This window comes from Paenibacillus sp. FSL H3-0302, assembly GCF_037982245.1.
In the GTDB taxonomy this organism is placed as follows: Bacteria; Bacillota; Bacilli; order Paenibacillales; family Paenibacillaceae; genus Paenibacillus_AQ; species Paenibacillus_AQ odorifer.
Window position 1 is genome coordinate 3,716,406 of record NZ_CP150284.1, and the last position, 21,218, is coordinate 3,737,623.

General features: G+C 43.5%; 20 protein-coding genes. 1 reads left to right on the forward strand and 19 read right to left on the reverse strand.

Going from position 1 to position 21,218, the window contains the following annotated elements; genetic code table 11:
- Positions 1–741 precede the first annotated feature (741 nt).
- The 5 genes from MHH50_RS16415 to MHH50_RS16435 form a co-directional block, all read right to left on the reverse strand.
- Complete coding sequence (locus MHH50_RS16415) at positions 742–1,344, reverse strand: nitroreductase (protein WP_076099095.1); 603 nt, start codon at positions 1,342–1,344, stop codon at positions 742–744.
- 222 nt (positions 1,345–1,566) lie between these two features.
- Entirely contained in the window at positions 1,567–2,343 is a 777-nt protein-coding gene (gene pstB, locus MHH50_RS16420; protein WP_036687516.1) for a phosphate ABC transporter ATP-binding protein PstB, read from the reverse strand.
- A 38-nt stretch (positions 2,344–2,381) separates the two neighbouring features.
- Positions 2,382–3,278, reverse strand: coding sequence for a phosphate ABC transporter permease PstA (gene pstA, locus MHH50_RS16425; protein ID WP_036687518.1), 897 nt, complete (start codon positions 3,276–3,278; stop codon positions 2,382–2,384).
- Positions 3,275–4,177, reverse strand: coding sequence for a phosphate ABC transporter permease subunit PstC (pstC, locus tag MHH50_RS16430; protein WP_036687519.1), 903 nt, complete (start codon positions 4,175–4,177; stop codon positions 3,275–3,277). The genes pstA and pstC overlap by 4 nt, the downstream gene beginning before the upstream one ends.
- A 90-nt stretch (positions 4,178–4,267) precedes the next feature.
- A complete protein-coding gene (locus MHH50_RS16435; RefSeq protein ID WP_340033144.1) occupies positions 4,268–5,203 on the reverse strand; it encodes a phosphate ABC transporter substrate-binding protein PstS family protein in 936 nt (311 codons plus the stop codon).
- 328 nt (positions 5,204–5,531) lie between these two features.
- Here MHH50_RS16435 and MHH50_RS16440 point away from each other — a divergent pair, with 328 nt between their 5' ends.
- Positions 5,532–6,422, forward strand: a complete 891-nt coding sequence (locus MHH50_RS16440; protein WP_340033145.1) for a LysR family transcriptional regulator — start codon at positions 5,532–5,534, stop codon at positions 6,420–6,422.
- Between the two features lie 54 nt (positions 6,423–6,476).
- Here MHH50_RS16440 and MHH50_RS16445 read toward each other — a convergent pair whose 3' ends face one another.
- From MHH50_RS16445 to queC, 14 genes are all read right to left on the reverse strand, one after another.
- Entirely contained in the window at positions 6,477–7,466 is a 990-nt protein-coding gene (locus tag MHH50_RS16445) for a substrate-binding domain-containing protein (protein ID WP_076281750.1), read from the reverse strand.
- Entirely contained in the window at positions 7,463–9,247 is a 1,785-nt protein-coding gene (locus MHH50_RS16450; RefSeq protein ID WP_340033146.1) for a sensor histidine kinase, read from the reverse strand. The genes MHH50_RS16445 and MHH50_RS16450 overlap by 4 nt, the downstream gene beginning before the upstream one ends.
- The gene (locus tag MHH50_RS16455) at positions 9,244–10,854 is read right to left on the reverse strand and encodes a response regulator (RefSeq protein ID WP_076281748.1); all 1,611 of its coding nucleotides are present in this window, start codon (positions 10,852–10,854) and stop codon (positions 9,244–9,246) included. The genes MHH50_RS16450 and MHH50_RS16455 overlap by 4 nt, the downstream gene beginning before the upstream one ends.
- 80 nt (positions 10,855–10,934) lie before the next feature.
- Positions 10,935–11,915 carry an ABC transporter substrate-binding protein gene (locus MHH50_RS16460; protein ID WP_076277598.1) on the reverse strand — a complete coding sequence of 327 codons (981 nt, stop codon included), beginning with the start codon at positions 11,913–11,915 and terminating at the stop codon, positions 10,935–10,937.
- A gap of 60 nt (positions 11,916–11,975) precedes the next feature.
- Positions 11,976–12,929, reverse strand: coding sequence for an ABC transporter permease (locus tag MHH50_RS16465; protein WP_036687770.1), 954 nt, complete (start codon positions 12,927–12,929; stop codon positions 11,976–11,978).
- A 71-nt stretch (positions 12,930–13,000) separates the two neighbouring features.
- A complete protein-coding gene (locus MHH50_RS16470; protein ID WP_076302572.1) occupies positions 13,001–14,500 on the reverse strand; it encodes a sugar ABC transporter ATP-binding protein in 1,500 nt (499 codons plus the stop codon).
- Between the two features lie 225 nt (positions 14,501–14,725).
- Positions 14,726–15,571: a class I SAM-dependent methyltransferase gene (locus tag MHH50_RS16475; RefSeq protein ID WP_076217755.1), complete on the reverse strand. Its 846-nt coding sequence runs from the start codon at positions 15,569–15,571 to the stop codon at positions 14,726–14,728.
- Between the two features lie 32 nt (positions 15,572–15,603).
- Positions 15,604–16,518 (reverse strand): DMT family transporter, encoded by a 915-nt coding sequence (locus MHH50_RS16480; RefSeq protein ID WP_175618917.1) that lies wholly within the window; start codon positions 16,516–16,518, stop codon positions 15,604–15,606.
- 142 nt (positions 16,519–16,660) lie between these two features.
- A complete protein-coding gene (locus MHH50_RS16485; RefSeq protein WP_340033147.1) occupies positions 16,661–17,797 on the reverse strand; it encodes a zinc-dependent alcohol dehydrogenase in 1,137 nt (378 codons plus the stop codon).
- 81 nt (positions 17,798–17,878) lie between these two features.
- Positions 17,879–18,697 carry a VanW family protein gene (locus tag MHH50_RS16490; protein ID WP_340033148.1) on the reverse strand — a complete coding sequence of 273 codons (819 nt, stop codon included), beginning with the start codon at positions 18,695–18,697 and terminating at the stop codon, positions 17,879–17,881.
- A complete protein-coding gene (locus tag MHH50_RS16495; protein ID WP_076126689.1) occupies positions 18,698–19,219 on the reverse strand; it encodes a cysteine hydrolase family protein in 522 nt (173 codons plus the stop codon). It abuts the gene before it with no gap.
- 135 nt (positions 19,220–19,354) lie between these two features.
- On the reverse strand, positions 19,355–20,077 hold the full coding sequence (gene queE, locus MHH50_RS16500; protein ID WP_076279356.1) for a 7-carboxy-7-deazaguanine synthase QueE: 723 nt from the start codon (positions 20,075–20,077) through the stop codon (positions 19,355–19,357).
- The gene (locus tag MHH50_RS16505; protein WP_036687544.1) at positions 20,070–20,552 is read right to left on the reverse strand and encodes a 6-carboxytetrahydropterin synthase; all 483 of its coding nucleotides are present in this window, start codon (positions 20,550–20,552) and stop codon (positions 20,070–20,072) included. The genes queE and MHH50_RS16505 overlap by 8 nt, the downstream gene beginning before the upstream one ends.
- A complete protein-coding gene (gene queC / locus MHH50_RS16510; protein ID WP_076138738.1) occupies positions 20,552–21,214 on the reverse strand; it encodes a 7-cyano-7-deazaguanine synthase QueC in 663 nt (220 codons plus the stop codon). Before queC ends, MHH50_RS16505 begins: the two co-directional genes overlap by 1 nt.
- Between the last annotated feature and the right edge of the window lie 4 nt (positions 21,215–21,218).

Sequence of the window (21,218 nt, forward strand, 5' to 3'; positions counted from 1 at the left end):
GGAGTCCTTATTTCGTAGATTTGCAGCTAATTGACGTGCTATCGGACCCAGTTGCAGCTATTTACTCATAACCACACCAATTCTGCACAGTTACAAGGTAATAAGAGCTATGCGGTCCGATAGATCGGCAAAATGACTCAAAAAGCTCAAATAGCTGCAATACAGTCCGTAACATACTGAGGGTCTTTAGTTAGTTTGGGTAGTTTGGGGTTAGTTCGCTTATTTGCCATGGCGTCGGACTGAGGAGTCCTTATTTCGTAGATTTGCAGCTAATTGACGTGCTATCGGACCCAGTTGCAGCTATTTACTCATAACCACACCAATTCTGCACAGTTACAAGGTAATAAGAGCTATGCGGTCCGATAGATCGGCAAAATGACTCAAAAAGCTCAAATAGCTGCAATACAGTCCGATACGGAGATCAGTAGGAAGCCCGCAGAAGGTCAATAGGAGATCACTATGAAGTAAGTAGAAGGTTGAGCCACATAAGCAGAGGACCGGCAGCGAAACGTGATCAGCACCCAGCAGCCCTTCCCCCCTCACCCGACTACGGCTAGTCTAAGCAACAAAAAAAAGCATCCCTAAGGATACTTTTGATAATTCGACGCTTATGATCTTTCGATGCTAATGATCTATCGATGTTTTTGATCTTTCGATCTTTCGATCTTTTTGATCTTTCGACGCTTTTTCGATCTTTTTGATCTTTCGCCGCTTTTAATATACGAATGCCTTCGACTTTCCTTATTCCACTACGCCATTCTCTGGATAGAAGTCTACGATCTTCAGCAGCTCCGAAGCGTCTGTGCGTGGACGGCTGTCAGGTACAGTCTCCGGATATCCGGCATGGATCATGGCTACAATTTTTTCGCCGGGCTTCACACCAATTTTAGTGCGGAATTCAGGGTTGTTGATGTATGGATCAGTCTTCCAAATCGTTCCTACACCTTGCTCCCAAGCTGCGAGCTGGAAGTTCTGTACAAGTGCAGACGCTGCTGCAAAATCCTCGTCCCACTCTCTCTGCCGAGGATCTTCAGGCATCACTACGATTACTGTTAATGGAATATTCGAGATATATTCTTTACGTTTAGCAGCCACTTCTGGATCAGCTATAGCACGTTTTACAAAAGCAAATGCAGATTCAGCTAGGAATTTCGAACCTTCCCCTTGAAAGGCAATAAATCTCCACGGCTCACGCACACCATGATTCGGTGCCCATACCGCTACATTTAATAATTCCTCTAAAAGGCCTTGTGGAAGTGGATCTTTTTTAAAAAGCTTAATCGAGCGTCGTTCTTTTATTATTTCGGCCACACTATTCTGTTGAGTCTGTTGAGATTGCGTCATAAGATCCACTCCCTAATATAGTAATAATGATAATCATTATCACAAATGATACAGCATCTTTCTGCCTTTTGCAAATAACAGGTAACCATTCGAATCACTGTTAATTTCATTTAAAAACAACCGATATACTTCGCAGAAACTTTCGGATGTTATTGTTTCTCTGCATATTAACTCTTGAATTCACAAAAAAACACCGTTCCTGAAGGAACGATGTTCACAGCTTCAGCCGAATCGGCCCATGATATATTCTTGCGTCATTTGATTCTCTGGATTGGTAAAGACTTTATCCGTCTTATCATATTCGACAAGGGAGCCTAGATAAAAGTATGCGGTATAATCAGAGATCCGAGCTGCCTGCTGCATATTATGTGTCACAATAACGATGCGAAGCTCTTCTTTCAACTCCTTGATTAGCTCCTCTACTTTACCTGTGGAGACCGGGTCTAGAGCTGATGCTGGTTCGTCCAAGAGCAGAATTTGCGGGTTAACCGACAACGCTCTAGCAATACAAAGACGCTGCTGTTGTCCACCGGAAAGTGCAAGCGCTGAATCTTTTAAACGATCCTTTACCTCATCCCACAATGCTGCTTTGCGAAGACTGCTCTCAACAATCTCATCAAGAGCCTTTTTACCTTTAATGCCGTGATACTTAGGTCCAAAAGCGATGTTATCGTAAATCGATTTATAGAACGGATTTGGCTTTTGCCATACCATCCCGATCTTCTGGCGCAGCTTAATCACATCCGTACCCGGAGCATTAATATCCACTCCATCAATCCAGATGCTTCCTTTTGTTTTTGAACCAGAAATTTCGTCATTCATCCGGTTCAAAGAACGAAGAAAGGTTGATTTACCGCAGCCGGATGGGCCGATCAGTGCAGTAACCGTATTTTCAGCAAATGGAAGGCTTATCCCCTTTACTGCCTCATATGTTCCGTAAAAAATACTCAGGTCTTCGGTTTGAAAAGATTCACGCACTGCTGTTGCCGACGTTCCCATCGATTACTCCTCCTACATCTCTACTTTAATTTGTATGATTAGTTCATTCTTTTTGAAGCTGTAAGCTTACGATAAATAAATCTTCCGAAATAACGTGCTGCCAGATTGAAGATTAACACCATAATTACAAGCACCGCCGAAGCTCCCGCAGCAATTTGTGCAGCGTCTGGAGCTAGACCTTCACTGTTGACCTTCCAAATGTGGACAGCCAGCGTTTCCGCTGGACGGAAGGGATTCAGTGGTGAATTCGCACTAAGTGGATTCCAGTTGGTGAAATCCAATCTTGGACTACTCATCCCTGCTGTGAACATCAAGGCAGCTGCTTCCCCAAAGACACGGCCAGCGGACAAGATAGTACCTGTAATAATTGTAGGTAATGCTACCGGAAACAACACCGAGGTAACAATTTTCCACTTGGACAATCCTAGTGCAAAACCAGCCTCTTTTTGTTGTTTTGGAACACTACGGAAAGCTTGCTCTGTAATCCGCACCATCAGCGGCAGATTAAAGACCGTCAATGCCAGCGCACCGGAGATTAAGGAGAAGCCCAGATTGAAATAGTTAACAATCAGCAATAGACCAAACAAGCCGACTACGATGGAAGGGAAAGATGACAATACTTCAACAATCAAGCGAATAAAGCCGGTAATCTTACCGGGACGAGCGTATTCCGCCATATAAATACCGGCACCCAGTCCAAGCGGAACTGTAATAATAAGTGTCAGTACCAACAGGAATAAGGAGTTAAATAGCTGCGGTCCGATCCCTCCACCTGCACGAATCTTTTGCGGTGCGGAGAAAAGAAAATCCCAACTGATATGGCTTAAGCCTCTAAAGAGGATATATCCCAAAAGTCCAAGTAGAATGGCAACGATGAGCATCGCGAAAAATACAATAAGACTGGTGGCAATTTTATTTACGGTTCTCGGCTTCAAATTTTATTTCTCCTTTCAAGCATTCTCACAAAGAAGACAAATACGAAAGTCATCAGCATGAGAACCAGTGCCATACTCCACAGTGCATTATTGTGAGGTGAGCCCATGGTCGTGTTCCCCATACCGAGTGTGATCACACTGGTCAAGGTAGAAGCTGACTCAAAGAGTGATTTTGGTACGAATGGCGCGTTCCCGATAACCATTTGTACAGCGAGTGCTTCACCGAAAGCACGAGCCATTCCCAATACAATCCCTGTCATTATGGCAGGAAAGGTTGTTGGAATAATCACCCGCGAAATCGTCTGCCACCGGGTGGCACCAAGCGCATAGGAAGATTCTTTTAAGTTTTGCGGCAATGAAGCCAGCGCGTCTGCAGCCACGCTTGTAATCGTCGGAAGAATCATTACCGAGAGCACAAGCGCGCCTGCAGCTACCCCGATGCCTTGGCCCGGCAGGTTGTTGCGTAGAAACGGTACAATTACACTTAATCCGATGAAACCATATACTACCGAAGGAATCCCTGCTAAAAGCTCAATAACAGGTTGAAGTAATTTTTTGCCCCACCCTGGAACAATCTCAGTCATAAATAACGCAGCGCATAAGCTAAGTGGACTAGCAATCAATGCGGCAAGCAAAGTAACCAGGAAGGAGCCCGAGATAAATGGAAAAGCTCCGAAGGAAGGCGTATCCGCTTCAGGCGACCACTTTGTACCGAAGAGAAATTCAGAAACTGTAGCATTGCCACTTGTGAAGGTTGAAATTCCTTTAGACGCTACAAAATATACCATCGATACAATGATTGTTATCAACAGTAATACACAGAAGGACATATAAGTACGTCCAACAAAATCTTCAATATGATGTTTTTCGAATCGTGAGTTCTTTAGTTTCACCCTCAATTGCTCCCTCTTTCTAAAGTGAAAAGAGAGGCAGATGTATCCGCCTCTAATCACTTGAGATTCTAATCAATAACATTGCCTAGAATTAAATTACTTAGCGGTAACAGTTCCTGCAACGTCGCGAACAACTTGCATTTTAACAGCTGGGATGTATCCAAGTTCAACAACTTCACCTGTTTGCACTTCGTCAGTTAAGAAAAAGTCGAGGAATGCTTTTACTGTTGCATTAGGTTCACCATTTGTGTACATATGCTCGTAAGCCCATACTGGGTATTTACCCGAAACAACATTGTCAACAGATGCTTCTACACCGTCAAGACTAAGTGTTTTAATGGAATCATCCAGGTAAGAAAGAGCAAGGTATCCGATTGCCCCTGGAGTTTCACCGATCATTTTCTTAACCGTACCGGAGGAATCTTCTTGAATCGAACCTGGGATATCTTCTGTTTTGGTTCCAAGTGCAAAGCTTTCAAAGGTAGCACGAGTACCGGAGCTGCCTGGACGGTTGATGATTTGGATTTTTTGATCCGCTCCGCCGACTTCAGACCAGTTAGTGATTTTACCAGTGAAAATGTCCACCAGTTGTTGTTTAGTTAAGCTATCCACACCAGCATCAGGATGAGATACTGCTGCGATCGCTACTACTGCTACTTGATGATCTACGAGTGCTGCTGCTTTTTCCGCATCTGCATCTTTTAATTTTTCTTCTGCGAATACGTCAGAGTTTCCGATATCTACTTGTTTCTCAACTACTTGAGTAAGACCAGTACCACTGCCACCGCCTTGAACTTGAATGTCCACGCCAGTGTTTTTATCCATGAAATTCTCTGCTACCAGCTCAACCAAGGGTTGTAATGCTGTTGAACCTGAAGCCAGAATCGAACCACTTATTTCAGCGCCGCCGCTTCCTTCGTTAGTTGCTGCAGCGTTTCCTCCTGTGTTGTTAGCCCCGCCGTTACCGCAAGCCGATAGTGCCAGTACGCTTGTTAAAGCCAAAGTCATGATCCATGATTTTTTGAATTGCATTGTTTTGTCTCCTCCTAAATGGTTTGTTAGCATGGCTCCCTGATCAGTTCATACCAAACTGGCTTCGAAAGCTTTAACATGGTGTTGTGGAGCTTGGCCCCCATATGCATGGTTACTGTAAAAGTTCATCAAACGCATATGTTATATGTTGTCCGGGACTTCTTGGCCCCTCTGACTCTTCTTATTCTAGAGCTCGTTCGTTAGAGAAACTTCTTATCTTTGTAAAGCGAACGAAAAAAATACCAATATAAAGTGTATATCTATATAGATATAATCTATAATGGAGATATAATTTATAATCCAACTTAGCATTATGTGGAGGAAAGTCATGAATATTATGAAATTGAACATCGTAGTTCTAATTGAAAAATATAAAAAAGTAACCGATGTAGCCGCAGAATTAGGCCTTAAACAACCTACTGTATCTTTTCATATGAAGAATCTGGAGGCTGAGCTCGGAACCCCTCTATTTCTTTACCGAAGCGGAAGAGTGCTGCTTACGGACGCTGGACGAGCCCTTTATCAATACGCCCTCAAAATCGTCTCTCTCACAGCAGAAGCTGAGCGCACAGTTAAACAATTTTCTTCCCCCTCAAAAGGAATATTAGAGCTGGAAGCCAGTTTTATTCCTGCAACTTATATTTTACCTAATGTGTTAATCCAATTCATGAAACTCTATCCGGGGATTAACAACTCTTTGACTGTTCAAAGCGATGCTTTGTTACGTGAGCGTCTCCGTAGTCGGGATATTCAGATGGCCATTTTACATACTGCGGATTGGCAGGACGAATCTTTTGATTTTCAGCTTATTGTCCGTGATGAACCTGTCCTAATTTTTGCAACTGGTCATCCATTTGAAGGCCTAGAGAAATTAACACCTGAACTAATTGCCAATGAGCCGTGGATTCAGCATGAGCAAGGATCTTGTTTACGAGGGTATGCCGATCAATGGGCACAATTCAATCAAATCCGTTTATGGAACCGATCCGAGTTGAATTCTTCAGAAGTGATTAAGCAGTTAGTTAGCGGGAGTGATTGTGTTGGTATATGTTCTAAAGCGGCGGTTAAAGCTGAGATTGAGCTAGGCAAGCTTAGCTATGCTAACCTGCCAGGGATTCTGCCTGAAAGCGGCGGGTTTGTGCTCGGCTGGCGTAAAGATCATATTTTAACACCGTTGCAGCAATCCTTTGTTGATATAGTAACGACTCTTAATCTTTAAAAAAGCAAGGTAGCTTCTAAAGCCGCAAACGGTTTTAGAAGCTACCTTGTTCATTTATTCTATAAAAGGAAACATTAATTTCTCATTTTCACTTAAATACATATTCTCCTTTGTGATGATCACGGAGCCTGTATCTATTATCCGTTCCACTTTCTCACCCTCAACAGCTTCAATCGCCGTCTTCACAGCTAAGTACCCCATATTAAAAGGCTTCTGCATTACCGTGCCAAGCAAGATCCCTTTTTCGAGGAGCTTCACCTCATTGCTAGAATTGTCGAACCCAAATAATTTCACTTTGTCCTGAAATCCCATATCCATAATCGCCTGCCCAGCACCTAGTGTAGAAGGTTCATTAAGACCTATTATCCCCTTTAGATTTGGCTCGTCCTTTAGTAAATCAACAGTTAACTGGTACGCTTTTCGCACGGAACCATCACTGTATAATGTAGGCTGCACATCATGAACTCCATTCTCTAAAAGGGCATCACGAGCCCCTCTTTCCCTCTCTATTGCTGTGGCAGAGCCTTGTACAAAGTTAACGATAGCGACTTTATCCTCTGGATCGATATATTTTCTTAACTCCTGCCCTGCCTTACGTCCTGCTTCATAATTATCTGTAGCAATAAAACTCTCTGATACACCACCGCTCAAGCCCGAATCTACAGTAATAAGTGTAATGCCAGCTGATTTGATCTTTTCCGCGATTGGAATGAGGCGATAATAATCTGTAGCAGATAAAATAATGGCGTCAGGCTTCTCCTTAATTGCTTGCTCCAGCAGTTCTATCTGTTGATCTACATCAAGCTCTGTATCCGTTCCAACCGTGCGAACCTCTGCGCCGAACTCCTTAGCCGCTGTTGCCACACCTTGTTTCATCACTTCCCAGAATTCAATACTGCTATCGATAGTCTTGGGTACATAAATAATGGTCCTTACCTTTGCGTCAAGCTCATTTGTAAACATACGATAGGCTAATAAACCCAAAGTAACAATGAAGAGCAGCAGCAGAGTATACAGGCCAATTTTTGACCGTAAAGCGCTCATTGACTCTCCTCCTCATAAATCACAGGTATTCGTAAAGTGGCCGTCGTTCCTTCCTCCATCTCGCTTGCAAAAGACAAACCGTATTTCACACCGAAATACAGCTGGATACGATGGTTCACATTCGCGACACCTACACCGCTGCCAGTCTTGAAATCTGATTTTTGCAGCAGTACCTTACCCATTTGCTCTTCATCCATCCCAATACCGTCATCAATGACCTGTACGATAATATCGTTCTGTTCTTGTCTTGCTCGGATCAGAATGTGCCCTTGCTCAGGATTATGTTTTATGCCGTGATAGATCGCATTTTCAACCAAAGGCTGAAGTACCATTTTTAAAATGCTGCTGGTTAGGATATCTTCTTGTACCTCTATGGAATAAGTGAATTTATTACGATAACGCATGTTCTGAATCGTTAAATAGTGCCGAATATGCTCTAATTCTTTGGCCAGCGGAATCAATTCCTCACCCTCACCAATTGTTGAACGAAGCAGCTTGGATAGAGATGAAGTCATCTCAACCACTTCCTCCATCTTTCCTGTCTCTGCCATCCAAATAATCGAATCAAGTGTATTGTACAAAAAGTGAGGTTTAATCTGCGCTTGCAGTGCCTTCAGTTCACTCACACGTTTCATCTCTTGCTCCAGAACGATCTGTCCCATTAACTCTTTAATCTTCATCATCATGAGATTAAACGTACGAGCAAGCTTGCCGATTTCATTCGTGCTCTCAATCTCCACGCGTATGTCGAACTCTCCACGTTCCGCTTTTTTCATATTCAGCTCCAAATTCTTCAGCGGTTTGGTCAGTGCGTAAGAGAGAAATATCGATATAGCCATAGCAAAAATCAAACTAATTGCTCCCCATAAGGCGGCGGTTCCTTGCATACGTTGCTTGTTCGCGACCAAATCATCCGGATAAGTGACTCCAACTATTTTCCAGCCAAAGCTGGTAGTGTCCACAGTGTACAGTTTCTGATCATTCCCCGTGTTAACCGTAACAGATCCACTCTTGATCCCAAGGACCGTCTCTAATTGTTCGAACTTGAGCTGGGAGTAGATCAACTGCTGTTGTGGATGATAGACAAGGCTACCTGCGGGATCGACGATAAAAACATAACCTCGTTTTCCCAGTTCGATTTGTTTACATAGATTATTAATTACACTGTAATTGAGATCTACGAGCAGTACACCTTGTTGATCCGCTTCCGTCATAGCATTCGCATTCGAGAGTTTTCGGCTGATCGAGACTACCCACCGGTATTCATCTTGAAAGATGTGCTGCACATGAGAGGAAGAAACTGCAACGTCAAGTTGATTCATAGCTTTTTGATACCAATCTTGAGCTATTAGTTCAGGAAGCGGTTTCAAAACAGCATGCTGTCGATCCGAAACGGTCATGCCATCTGAGCCTGCATATAATATAGAGGAAATATCCGAGCGGGACTGAACGACTGACCGGAGATAATGACTGGCAAGCAGTTTATTCTTAAGCGCCTCTTCTTCATCTAATTTCGAGCCTTTTATATATTTCTCTAAATCACTGCTAGTTAACACCAGAGCAGCTATGCTCTCCATATTACCAATGTAATTCTCGATATTTAGTTTTACTTGTTCTATTAATTGTGAAGTATAGGCTACAGAATTGCCCTTGACCGCGGCTGAGGACAGGCGATAGGAAGTATAACTCAGGACAATAGTTGTGCAGAGGATAAGAAGTGAAAAGGAGATTGCAATATTATTATGAATACTTCGGCTGCGGAAAAAGCGCTGTGATCTCATAGAGAGAGATTCTCCTTCTGCCGGTGTCGATATTCCTTCGGTGTGCTTCCTACATTACGTTTGAAAATAACACTAAAATACTGTGGATCAGCATAACCAACTCTGGCAGCGATATCATATGTCTTCAACTGTGTGACCGTAAGGAGTTCTTTTGCTTTTTCCAAACGGAGTCGAGTCAGATACTCTATAAATGTTTCACCGGTATGCTGTTTAAAAGTTGCACTGAAATAACTGATGCTCATAAAAATATGGCTGCACAGCTCATTGAGTGAAAAGCTGTCATTACAATAATTCTCGCGAATATAAGCTTCTGCGGCTTGCATCTGAGAAGTCCGAACCGTTGTTCTCTGTTCCGATAGTTTAAGTATCAGCGCATGGCAAGTCCTCTCCAGATAATGCCTTGCTTCATCTAACGTCTTAAGCGTAGCAACCTCTGCAAACATATTATGCGAAACAACTACTGTATTTGGGAAGCCGATGTCGACCACATAGTTCATCAAAGAAACCAGCAGCTGATAGATGCTGCTACGGCAGCCTTCTATAGAGGAGGTATTACTTTTAAGCTCCTGAAACCACTTCAACAGAATTTCCGATACAGCAGAAGCTTTACCTGTCTTTAAAGCGGATATAAATTGCTTTTCCCATGAGGTGAAATGCGCCTGATCCAATCCCTTCCCAAACTCAAGATCCTGTATGGAGATAACTTTATCTATGCCTAAAAGGTAACGATATTCTATGGAGGAGATCGCTTCTTGGAAGGATTGTGGAATTTGTTGCAAAGTATTATATTTTCTACCGATGCCTATGGTGGATGACAGCTTCAAATATTTATTTAAGCTACCCTGGACTTGCTCTGCAAGATGCTGCGTTGCTACTTCTACCGTCTCTAAATTGCCGGATAATATCGCAGCGATTTTTCCATCTCTCGTCTGGAATACCACTCCCTCTTGCTCTTTCTCCAGCTGCTCTTGAACAATGTTAAAGGCACCGAAACGCAGTAGCTCTGCATCAAAAGCTAGGTCCTGGCTTCGTTTCTCCAATTCTATATCTATAACGAGCGCAAGGTACACTTGACCCTGCAACGGAATATGAAAATAACTCAATTTATTCTCGATTTCTTCGCTTTTCATTCGAGTAGTTACCAGCTGCTCCAAGAATCGTTCCCGCAGCAATGGAAGACTCTGATTAAGTTGCATACGAAGCTTAACTAAATTCGCTTTTTGTAGATGCTCTTCATCTAAATCCTGCTTCATCTTACTTAGAAATTCAGCAAACTCACGTGCATTAATCGGTTTTAATAAGTACTCAGTCACCTTCAGTGTTATGGCCTGCTTCGCATATTCGAAGTCTTCATATCCAGTGACGATAATGACCTTCATATCCCGGTACCTATCCATCACAGCTCTGGCCAATCCCAGTCCATCCATAAAAGGCATACAAATATCAGTAATAATTACGTCAGGACGATGCTGCTCGATTGCTTCCAGTGCATCTCTGCCATTATCAAAATCACCAACCAGCTCAAACCCATATTTACTCCATGAGATCTTTTGTTTGATCCCTTCACGAACCTCATCTTCATCATCAACCAGAATTATCTTATACATCCAACACCTCCACAACTTTGAACTTATCAGCATAAGCATAATAGAGGCCGCCTGCGGGAGGCAACCTCTATCATTAAACTCTATTCGTATAGTAGAGGTTTGATCTCATCGGAATCCATATTGTTTTTATCATACCAGTGGAACCCCGTGTCGATGTTCTTTTCAACCGCTTCCCCTTTAATCGCTTGCACAGCTGCCTTCACAGCTTGATAGCCAATACCAATGGGGTCTTGTGTAACAGCACCAGCCACAACACCACTGCGGATAGCATCCATCAACTGCTTGCCAGAATCAAAGCCGACGACTACGATCTTACCATTCATTTGCAATTCATTAACTGCATTAGCCACACCTACAGCAGAGCCTTCATTAGAGCCATAGATTCCTTTCAGATCCGGATTTGCCTGCATCATCGCTTTCGCAAGGTCTGTGGACTTTAACTGATCTCCACCTCCATATTGCGGCTCTAACACTTGAATATCCGGATATTTTGCTTTCATTTGTTCCAAGAAGCCATCGCGACGCTGTTGCCCCGTGCTGCTCGTTTGGTCATGTATGACAAGGCCCACTTTACCTTTCTTGCCAATCAGTTCAGCCATTTTATCTGCGGCCAAAGCAGCTGCTGCTTTATTGTTAGTCGCTGCTGTTGCTACAGGGATATCACTGTCTACACCAGAGTCAAAGCCGATGACCGGAATCTTATTTTCCTTTGCCTTTTCTAGATAAGGAATCGCAGCTTTGCTGTCCAGTGCAGCAAGCGCAATTGCAGCTGGCTTCTTGTCGAGAGCGGTTTGCAGCATCTCAATTTGTTTATCCACCTGACTCTCATTTTCTGGACCTTCGAAGGTAATCTCAACATCAAATTCCTTAGCAGCTTTCTCCGCTCCTTGCTTCACCGCTTGCCAGAATTGATGCTGGAACCCTTTTGATATGACTGGAATGTATGGTTTGTCTGAACCGGATGCACTCTTGTTACTATCATTGTTGTTACATGCACTCAGCAATGTAGTGACTAATAATAGACAGGCAAGCATGATAAACCCTCTACGACGCAGTTTCATTTGAATCTTCCCCCTCGTCATTTGCTTTGTATATCACTCCGGATGGAGATCATACCAAGTTTATTGCTTACGGCGGCGTAGAATATCAGCGTAAACCGCAATAATGATTACAACACCGACAATGACCGTCCGCCATTCCTGAGCCACGGACATAATCTGCAAGCCATTCGTCAGCACACTCATAATCAGTGCGCCAATAATCGTGCCTAGAATAGAACCTACACCTCCACTTAAGGAAGTTCCGCCAATGACCACTGCCGCAATAGCCTCTAGTTCATAGCCAGTGCCCAGTGATGGCTGAGCTGAATTCAAACGTGATGCCATCAGAATACCTGCGATTCCACTAAAAATCCCTGTAATGGAATAGATAATAATCTTCCATTTGACTGTGTTCACACCTGATAAGCGAGTAGCTTCTTCATTACTGCCAAGCGCGAAGTTGTAACGCCCAATAATCGTCTTAGACAAGATTATGCTTGCGATCATACCGAGTAATAAGAAGATAACGATGGTGTTGGGTATACCAGGGATCATTTTACCCATGGCGATCTTGGCGAAGATCGGATCATCGTTGAAATAAATAGGTTTGGCTCCGGTGATGACAAGCGACAAGCCTTTGGTCACCATCATAATCGCCAGAGTGGCGATGAAGGGTGGAATGTTCATCTTCGCCACCATCAAACCGCTGATAAAGCCGCACAGTGCTCCAGCCAGAATCCCACCTACAATGCCTAACGGGACGGGCAGACCCCAGAAGGTAATAATGACTCCAACCATAACAGATGAGAAAGTCATTACAGTACCGAGAGCAAGGTCGATGCCGCCCGTAATAATAACAAAGGTAGCTCCAAGCGCTAATACTCCGATTACAGCTGTAGAAACTAGAATTCCGACAAGATTTGAGAATTGAAAAAAGTTGCTGGAGGATAAAGAAAATACGATGACCAATATGATCAGACTGGCAAATGCCAATAATTTTTGTTTGAATCCGGATTGCCCTCCCGTTTGCTTCATACCCGCTGGCTGACTAATCTCTTTATCCGCGATCTTCATAGTCCTGACACCTCCGGTTAACTCTTGAACAGTTATGAACGTTTCGTCGCATATTTCATAATCGCCTCCTGCGATGCTTCTTCTGCGGGGAGTTCTCCTGTTATACGCCCTTCACTCATAATGATAATCCGGTGGCTCATTCTTAGAATCTCAGGAAGATCTGAAGAAATGATAATGATCGCCTTCCCTTCGCTCGCAAGCTGATCCAGCAGCTTATAAATTTCACTTTTCGCGCCTACATCAATACCTCGTGTGGGCTCATCGAAGATGAGTACATCACAGTCTCTAGTCAACCACTTGCCGATGACCACTTTCTGTTGATTACCTCCGGACAGAAACTTAACCTTTTGACCTACACTTGGAGTTTTGGTGGCTAGCGCTTCAACATGCTGCTCCGCTGAGCTTCGCATCTCCCGCTCCTTCATCCAGCCAAATGAATTACGGAATTTATAAAAGGAGGCAATCGCATTATTCATGCTGATATCCATATCCACAAGCAATCCGAAACGTTTGCGGTCTTCGGACAAATACCCAATACCATGCTGTACCGCTTGATGTGGCTGACGTATCCGAACCGATTTTCCATGGAGCATAATTTCACCCTCATCGATGGGATCGGCACCAAATACGGCACGTACAACCTCGGTACGTCCAGCTCCCATTAAACCAGCGAAGCCCAAAATCTCACCTTTATACAGATGAAAGCTAATATCCTTGAACGCATGCCCTCTAGAAAGCTTCCGAACTTCTAAGACAACTTGCTGAGTCTGTTTCGCAATCGTTGGTTTCGACGTTTGATATAATTCACGTCCAACCATCATGCTGATGATCTGATCAATCGTTATTGAATCGGTACGAACGGTATCTACATAACAACCATCACGCATTACTGTAATGCGGTCTGTAATTCGCTTCAATTCATCCATGCGGTGAGAGATATAAATAATTCCCACACCTTTATCTCGTAGCTGCTCAATCATTCGAAATAACTCGTTAATTTCTGTATCTGTTAACGCGGCGGTTGGTTCATCCATGATCAATACCTCGGCTTGGAAAGACAAGGCTTTAGCGATTTCAACCATTTGCTGATTAGCAACGGTCAGGTCTGATACCAAAACTCTGGGATCCAGCTTCAGATTCATTTGATCAAACAGTACCTGAACTTTTCGGTTCATCTCCACATCATCAACGAACCATTTCAGACCTTTTCGCGGCTCTCGTCCAATGTAAATGTTCTGGGCGACCGTAAGATGAGGCATTAAATTCAATTCCTGATGGATGATACTAATTCCAAGCTCCTGTGCTTCACGGGTATTAACAATCTCCACTTCATTTCCCTTGTACCACATTTGACCAGCATCCTTGGAATAGACACCTGTCGCAATCTTCATAAGGGTAGACTTGCCAGCGCCATTTTCTCCTACTAACGCATGAACTTCCCCACGCTTCAGCTCAAATTGACATTCATTCAAAGCATGAACACCTGGGAAAAACTTGTTGATTCCCTCCATACGAAGCAACACTTCGTTCATTTTGATATCCACCTCAAATTCTTTGAGAATGCCTTAACCCTTAAAGTAATCGCTTTCAATCCGGAATGTAAAATCATTGTATTCCCTATAAGTTGCCATTGTAATGGAATAATCTCCGTAAAAAAGTTTAAAATTTTATGTTTTACATACAAAAAAAGCTGAACCGAGAGCACCTCAGTTCAGCACAAATGTTATACCCTAAAAATCACATGTCAGCGAACCCTCCTAAAGGCTTGCGCCATTTCCAGCCACCAATGTGAAGGTCTTAGGAATTCCCTTATCATACACGTCGGAAGATAGATTAGGTTCTTCTACTAATTGGCGGATCACTAGTCCGCTATTAGCTGCTGCGGTTACAATTTCTCCGAGTGTCCAGCGGCGCCAATACACAACACTATGCTCTTGTTCACCTGCTGGTTTACCTGTGGAAGGCAAATACTTGGAATAGGATACCTTCTTCTCTTCCAATGATGAGTCAAAATAATCTCCGTTTACTTTGTGTTTGCGTACCTTCGCAGTAGATCCCTTCGAGGAAATAAGCTTGGTCGTTACCGGATGAAAATCGCGGAGTACAAATACGCCTCCAGGAGATAGCAATCGGCGAGCTGTTTCCATGAATAGTGTAAGGTTGGTAAAGTAATGAACAATGCCTAACTCTGCAAAGACGATGTCATATGAACCATCAAGGACGTCTTCTGGCAGCTTAAGAATATCTGAGACGATATAGGTTAGTGGTACCCCTGCTTCTTGGGCAAGATCAGCCGCATATCGCGCATTGGCTTCCGAGAAGTCAGCAACCGTTACTTCCGCACCTAGTAATGAGAGTGCCACGGCCTTCATCCCGTTTGAGCCCATTAAATTCATCATTTTCTTACTCTTCACCTCTCCAAAAAAAGAAAGGAGCGGGTGAAGCTTTGCACTTGGTTCCTTTATTAATTTTGCAGCTGCTTCTGACGGTGTACCAAACCGAGTTACCCAAGCGGTATAAGTATCTTCGTTCCAAAGCTCTTCGCTTGTTGGCACAGCGTTTTTTTCTGCCTGATTATTTGAATATTGATTCTGCTCTTCCATCCATTGCTACCCCTTTATGTGTAAAATATCTGTTATGAAGCATTCTGAATGGCATCAGCCATCCGGATAGTTTTCCTTCTTCCCGCGTACAAATATACTGCGAGGCCAATCATAACGAGCAGCCCACCTGCCCATTGTAAGGTTGTTAGCTGTTCACCCAAGAGTAAATACGCTAAGATACTGGCACCCACTGGTTCTCCTAAAATGTTCATTGAAACCGTAGTCGCGGATACATATTGTAGTAACCAATTAAACAAAATATGGCCAAACACCGTTGGCACCACTGCTAACAATACAAAGATTCCCCATTCCTTGGCCGGATAATTAAAAAAGGAAATCCCCATGAACAGATTGTATACGGCAAACACGCCAGCGGCTGATAAGAAGACAATCAAGCTATATAAATAAGAGGGCATGCGCACCACAAGCTTTTGACCGATCAGCATATGTACAGCTACCGCGACAGTGCCTCCGACCGATAATAGATCACCTTTTAGATTATCTGCAGAGATTCCAATATCACCCCAGCCGATAAACACGACACCGCCAATCGCAATGCCAAGCCCTAGAATAGCGGACAGAGCTGTCTTTTCCTTATACAAAAAATAAACACCCAGCATAATGAATACAGGCTCCAGGGCCATGATCATTGTTGAACTAGCTACCGAAGTATACTTTAATGATCCCATCCATAGCAAAAAGTGCAGCGCAAGCATTGCGCCTGAGAGGATGAGCATTAGCCAGTCTTTTTTACGAAGAGCAAAAGCAGCTCCACTATAGGGTCTTGCAAAAGGCAGCATCAGCAGTGAGGTAAATAATAATCTGTACATGCCTTGTATAGATGCAGGTGCATCAGACCATTTAATAAAAATGGCGGAAAAAGAGATGGCCACAATCCCTATCAACATTAATAGTGGAATCGGAAGTGGCGGTTTTTTAAGTTTCACATGTTACGCGTCCTTTCAATATCTTAAGTCACTTATGTTAATTTAACGCAGACCGTGAAAAAATGCATCTATTTTCATAAGATTTCACTAAAAAAAGCACAAGCAATGTCATTTCTGACGAAAGCTCATGCTTCTTAAAAGGCTACGGCTTCAGAACAACCTTGATGCAATCCTCTTTTTTCTCACTAAAAACGTCATAGCCATGCTCCGCTTTACTAATTGGCAGGCGATGCGTAATGATATCTGTAGGATCAAATTTATTTTCTTTAATCATCTTATACAGCAACGGCATATAGTGAATCACCGGCGCTTGTCCCATTTTTAAAGTAATGTTGCGTTCAAATAGATGACCCAAAGGGAACATATTGTAATTAAGCCCATAAACTCCCACAAGCTGAATAGTTCCGAATTTACGTACGATATCCGAGGCCATTCTAAATGCACTGAGTGAGCCTCCCTGTAGCTTCAGAGTGGTTTCCACTTTCTCCAAAGCAGATATTTTGGCATCTAAACCTACACAGTCAATAACCACATCTGCGCCCCCACGAGTGATCTCCTTCAAATGAGCCCCAATGTCCTTGATCTCTTCGAAATTATAAACTTCAACATTATTGGTCAGCTTCGCATGTTGCAATCGGTAGCCGATATGGTCAACAGCAATGACTCTAGAGGCACCTTTGATCCAAGCAAACTTTTGAGTTAGCAGTCCAACGGGCCCGCAGCCGAGAACAATGACTGTATCTCCCGGCTTCACTCCCGCGCTTTCTACTCCCCACCAAGCAGTAGGAACGATATCCGATAAGAAAAGAAGCCGCTCATCTTCCATTTCTGCATCCTCCGGAACGACAAAAGGACCAAAATTACCATAAGGTACCCGCAGCAATTCAGCTTGTCCGCCTGCAAAACCGCCATAAGTATCGGAATAACCAAGATAACCGCCTGTGTCCTTGGCGTCATTAGCATTGTCGCATTGGCTCTCCATCTCATGCTGGCAGAAAAAACACTGCCCACAGGCGACATTAAAGGGGATGATGACTCGGTCACCTTTTTTGACTTTAGTTACGTCAGGTCCCACTTCCTCAACAATCCCCATTGGCTCATGACCAATAACATAATCATCATGCATACCTGGAATTTCCCCGTTATAAATGTGCAGATCCGAGCCACAAATCGCCGTAGTGGTAATCCGAACGAGGATGTCATCTTTTTTCTCAAGCTTCGGATCAGCTACTTCTTTAACTTTCACTTTTTTCTTCCCTTGGTAGGTTAGTGCTTTCATGCTGTTAATCCGCTCCTTTGGAGATGGTCTAGAGATATAATTTTCATGCCTTTCTATGTTATATCCCTAAGCCCTAACCTCTTATCCATGAAGAAGCGGAGAATACATCATTAGTGCGTAATTATCAGTTACAGCTTCATCTCCAATTAGATCTCCAGAGCGTGTATATACTTTTCGACTGATCTTGTTACTGCGTATATATCCGCCCCAAGGCTCTAGACTAATCCTATGATCACTTTCGTATACTTCATAATCATAAAACGCCTGCTCATTGCATCTCCACTCCCCGTGTAAATGGCTATCGTCCAGCCAGAGCTTTAGTTGATACGTTTGAGCGGTGTTATTTTTTAATTGAAGATCCAAATAGTTATAAGAACAAGTCGCCCCGCTTCCAAAAGGTTGCGTACGTTGTTCATCTGGAAATACATCATAACTATGACGATGCCGTTCCATAACGGTAAGTGGCGTATGCAGTGCCATCCAATAGATCAGATTAGACAACTGGCATAAGCCTCCTCCAACCCCGGAATGAAAACCACCATAATGCAGCACCATACCCTGCAGATACCCTTTTCGCTTAGTGGGCTTACCAATACTTCTCCAGTAGGAAAAAGTCTCCCCCGGGTGCACAACAAGTCCATCCAGCTTCGCAATTGCCAGCCGTAAGTTAGTTATTTTATTGTATTGAAGCACCATATCTACATTCCGAAGACTTCTTAATAACGGGGTAGCATGAGTCATAGCTGCATAAGATAATGTTTCATCCGTACGCTGCCTCGCTATTTTGCTTCGTCCAGTGCACCATTTCAAATATCTTTTCCAAATAAAATATCGTTTGCCAGCAAACAATCTAAGGCGAGAACGCTGAATAGGCTTCATGGCAGCCTGGGGTGTATTCATCTAGAACTGAACCTCGCTTTCAGCTCGTAACTGGGCGAATCTACCTCCAATTATCGCATTATGATGCTTAACGATCTCCCTACTACTCAGAACCCCATTATCAAAGGTGCTATGAGCGTCTGAGACCAGTACACTTTTATATCCCATGCTGTATGCGCGTCTTATTGTCGTATCCAGACAGAATTCACTTTGCATCCCACAGATCACCAGATCCGTGATCCCGAGCTTTTGGAGTTCATCTTGCAGTTCCGTTCGGTGAAAAGCATCCCAAGTAGGCTTCTCAACGATAACTTCGCCTTCCTGCGGTGTGATGCGGTGACTGATCTGCCAAGTGGGTGTACCTTTTGTGTACTCCTCATCTTCGGTATGTTGAATATACACAATAGGAGTACCTGCTAATCGAGCTTTTTGCTGAAGGGAGACAATCCTTTCCATCACACCCTCTTCATCGTACAGCTTTAGATCATAGGAGAACATGGCTTCTTGAACATCGATAATTAATAATGCTGTTGATTGTTCCAAATGAATAACCTCCAAGAGCTTTTTTCAAAATCATACCAGAAACTGGGACAGACTATCTACCTGCTAGAAGTTACAAATGTTAAAACTAAAAACCGAGTATCTGTAAGCAGATACCCGGACGATTTCATCAATCATTTATTTGCCACGCTTATTATGCCAGATCAATGCATGCAGCTGTGGAAGTACACGAACCTTGTTCATATCCGAATCCACGATTACTTTATTAAACAACCACTCCAGCCTTCCCAGAAGTCGAGCAGAAATGTTGCCCTCTTCCGTGACATCATCATTACCAGGCTGCAGAAAGAGCTGCACATTCGGATATCGCTGGTGAACGTTTTTCGCATAATCAAAATCCTTATCATCAAACACTACGACCTTCAAGCTATGCGTAGAACGACCCAGTTTCTCCATCTTACTCATGATGTTATCTAGCATTTCCCAATTCGTTGTCATTCCTGAGCTTGGGGGTTTAGGACTGATTGTCAGCACATCCACGTCATTGAACCAATCCTGCCATTTACTCCCCTGAGTTTCTATCGCTGCTTTTATTCCACGCTCATGAAGCAGTTTGATGAAGGTACCCATTCCTTCACCAATCAAGGCAGGATTACCGCCTGAAATCGTAACACAGTCGAAATTATCTCCAGCTAATGCCAATAATTCATTTATGATTTCTTCTGCTTCCATCATGCGAACCTTATTCTTAGCCGTACCATCCCAAGTAAAAGCGGAGTCACACCAGCCGCAACGATAATCGCAGCCATAGGTGCGGACAAACATTGTCTTCACTCCAATTACCGCACCTTCGCCTTGAATAGTTGGACCGAACATTTCAATGACAGGAATCTTACTCACAGTCACAGCCTCCATACAAACGGTAGGATGGCCCTTCATCCGGAACATCTTCAGCCAGCACCTCTGCCCAAGAGGTTGGAGTCTCCCATAGCTTTACCGAGTACAAAGGCAACCCTGCTTGCTTAAGCTTGTAGGCAATATATGAAGACATATTCTCTACTGTGGTGCGGAAAGACAATAAGGCTACTTTGGAGCCCGTATTCGTTAACGTCTCTAACACAGGTTCATTTCCCATGGCAAGAAAAGCGTGATCTAAACGATCTACAAGGCTTTGTTGTACTGTCATTTTGATATCGCTGAAATCAATGACGAAACCTTCATCCGAGTGGCCTTCCGCGGCCATAGGTTTGCCCTTAAGCACTACTTCGAGCTTATAAGTATGTCCGTGCAGGTTGCTGCATTTCCCTTTGTGTCCCACTAACTGGTGTGCCGCATCGAACGTAAATATTTTGCAGACTGAAACCTCGTTAAGCATTAAGAACCGGCCTCCATTCTCTCCGCCTCATATTGCTCAAGACCACGCTGACGCAATAGACAGGCTGGACAAGTACCGCAGCCACTGCCAATAATACCGTTGTAACAGGTCAGTGTGTGTTCGCGAACATAATCAAAATACCCCAGTTCATCGGCCATTTTCCACGTTTCTTTTTTATCCAGCCACATTAGGGGAGTGTGGATCGCAAACTCATAGTCCATAGATAAGTTCAACGTAACATTCAATGATTTCACAAAAACATCACGGCAGTCCGGATAACCGCTAAAGTCCGTTTGGCAAACCCCAGTGACGATATGGGAGTACCCCAGTTGTTTAGCTAATATTGCGGCAAAAGATAAAAACAACAAATTCCGTCCATCAACGAAAGTACTTGGAAGCTCATCTCCTTCACCAGCCACGATATCTATATCCTGACGGGTAAGTGCATTGGGTGCCAGCTGATTGAGCAGCCCCAGATCAAGAATATGCTGTTTTACATTAAACTTAGCTGCTATCTCTGTTGCAACTTCGATTTCAGCCGCATGACGTTGATTATAGTTGAAAGTAACTACCTGCACTTCCTCATACTGCTGCAATGCCCAAACCAGGCAAGTGGTGCTATCTTGTCCGCCGCTGAATACGACGAGTGCTTTTTTGTTCATATGA